Annotated in this window: 2 protein-coding genes; both read right to left on the bottom strand. The window is 66.0% G+C overall.

Features of this window, described 5'->3' with window-relative positions; all coding sequences use genetic code 11:
* Nucleotides 1-158: 158 nt before the first annotated feature.
* Nucleotides 159-1,355 carry an argininosuccinate synthase gene (locus VN419_RS12295; RefSeq protein WP_325647517.1) on the bottom strand — a complete coding sequence of 399 codons (1,197 nt, stop codon included), beginning with the start codon at nt 1,353-1,355 and terminating at the stop codon, nt 159-161.
* A gap of 24 nt (nt 1,356-1,379) precedes the next feature.
* Nucleotides 1,380-2,285: an ornithine carbamoyltransferase gene (gene argF, locus VN419_RS12290; RefSeq protein ID WP_325647516.1), complete on the bottom strand. Its 906-nt coding sequence runs from the start codon at nt 2,283-2,285 to the stop codon at nt 1,380-1,382.
* Nucleotides 2,286-2,410: the final 125 nt, after the last annotated feature.

The following is a 2,410-nucleotide window of genomic DNA, read 5'->3' as shown; positions in this document are numbered from 1 at the left end:
GCCTCCCCCGGCCCCCCTCCGCCAAGGGGAATAATTCCCCTTGGAACCCTCATGCCGCCTGACTCACGCGGCCATGGCCGCGCGAATCAGGCGGCATACGGGGTCAAGGGGGGGGTGTCCCCCCTTGCGGGATCAGGGGCGGCGCCCCTGATTCTCTTCTATTTACCGGCCATGCGGCCCTTCAGGCGCAGGCCCACGAGCTTGATGAAGCCCGCGGCGTCGGCCTGGTTGTAGACCTCGTCCTCCTCGAAGGTGGCGAGGTCCATGCGGTAGAGCGAGAACGGCGACTTGCGGCCCACGGGGATGGCGTTGCCCTTGTAGAGCTTCACGCGAACGGTGCCGGTGACCTTCTCCTGAGTCTTGTCGACCAGGGCCTGCAAGGCCTCGCGCTCGGGCGCGAACCAGTAGCCGTAGTAGACCATTTCGGCGTAGCGCGGGATGAGCGAATCGCGCAGGTGCATGACCTCGCGGTCCAGGCACAGGCCCTCAAGGTCGCGCTTGGCGATGTGCAGCACGGTGCCGCCCGGGGTCTCGTAGACGCCGCGCGACTTCATGCCCACGAAGCGGTTCTCGACCATGTCGACGCGGCCGATGCCGTGGCGGCCGGCGATCTCGTTCAGGGTGAGGACCATCTGGGCCGGGGTGAGGGGCTTGCCGTTCAGGGCCACGGCGTTGCCGGCCTCGAAGTCGAGGGTGATCTCCTCGGCCTTGTCCGGGGCGTCTTCCACCGGCACGCAGTAGCGGTGACAGCCCTTGGCGGGCTCATTCCAGGGGTCTTCCAGCTCGCCGCCCTCGAAGGAGACGTGCAGCAGGTTGGCGTCCTGGCTCCAGGGCTTGGCCTGGGTGACAGGCACCGGGATGCCGTGCTTCTCGGCGTAGGCGATCAGATCCGTGCGGGACTTCATGTCCCAGTCGCGCCAGGGGGCGATGGTCTTGAGCTTGGGGGCCAGCGCCATGGCGGTGAGCTCGAAGCGCACCTGGTCGTTGCCCTTGCCCGTGGCGCCGTGGGCCACGGCCTGGGCGCCCTCGGCCTCGGCAATCTCGCACATGCGCTTGGCGATAAGCGGCCGGGCGATGGAGGTGCCGAGCAGATAGCGGCCCTCGTACAGGGCGGCGGCGCGCAGCATGGGGTAGACGAAATCGCGGGCGTACTCCTCGCGGATGTCCTCCACGTAGGCTTTGGTGGCGCCGGTGGAAAGCGCCTTGGCCTCCACGCCGTCCAGCTCTTCGCCCTGGCCGAGATCGGCGGTGAAGGTGATGACCTCGCAATCGTAGGTGTTCTTGATCCACTTGAGGATGATGGAGGTATCCAGGCCGCCGGAATAGGCGAGCACGACTTTCTTGATGGAACTCATTGGCGTTCTCCGCTGTGCGTGTGGTTACAGGGCCCCGAAGACCCATTCGAGAATGGCCTTCTGCATGTGCAGGCGGTTCTCGGCCTCGTCGAAAATCATGTCCGCATTGGCTTCAAAGACCTCGTCGGAGATCTCCTCGCCCCGGTGCGCGGGCAGGCAATGCATGACCTTGCAGCCGGGCTTGGCCAGGGCCATGAGGGCATGGTTCAGCTGGTAGCCCTCGAAGGCGGCCTCGCGGCGCAGCTGTTCAGCCTCCTGTCCCATGGAGGCCCAGACGTCGGTGTTCAGGTAATCCGCGTCTTTGGCGGCCGCGGCCGGATCCTCAGTCAGGGTGATGCGCGCGCCCTGGGCCTTGGCCTTGGCCAGGATGTCCATATCCGGGGTGTAGCCGGAGGGGCAGGCCAGGGTCAGCTCGAAACCGAACTGGGCCGCGGCCTCGATCCAGGAATGGGCCATGTTGTTGCCGTCGCCTATCCAGCCCACCTTGAGCGGAGCCAGGTCCGGTGTGCGCTCGTACATGGTCAGCACGTCGCTCATCACCTGGCAGGGGTGATGCTCATCGGTGAGGGCGTTGACCACGGGAATGCTGCCCCATTCCACCAGGGTGTCCAGCTTCTCCTGGCCGAAGGTACGCACCACGAGGGCATCGGCGTAGCGGGAAAGCACGCGAGCGGTGTCCTTCAGGGGCTCGTTGCGGCCCAGCTGCGATTCGTGGGGCGTGAGGAACACGGTCTGCCCGCCCAGGTGGCGCACGGCGACCTCAAAGGACACGCGGGTGCGCGTGGAGGCTTTCTCAAAGATGAGGATGACGGTCTTGCCGTCGAGCATGGAGGTGCGGACGTCGCCATCCTTCAGGGCCTTGGCCCGGTGCAGCACGGTGCGCGCCTCGTCCTTGGTCAGGTCCAGGATGTTCAGGAAATGTCTGGGCATGGCTGTTTCTCCTCACGGGGGCTGCCTGGGGGCGATTGATGCCAAAAGAGTTATTTTGCCCAAGGGGGCGGCGGATGTAAAGGGGGCCGCGTCCTGCTCCACGAATGGGGGGCAAAGGGCGGGAG

It is taken from the genome of Humidesulfovibrio sp. (assembly GCF_035560995.1).
Lineage (GTDB): Bacteria > Desulfobacterota > Desulfovibrionia > Desulfovibrionales > Desulfovibrionaceae > Humidesulfovibrio.
The sequence above is the reverse complement of the archived record's forward strand: the minus strand, read 5'-3'. Positions and strand labels throughout refer to the sequence as shown.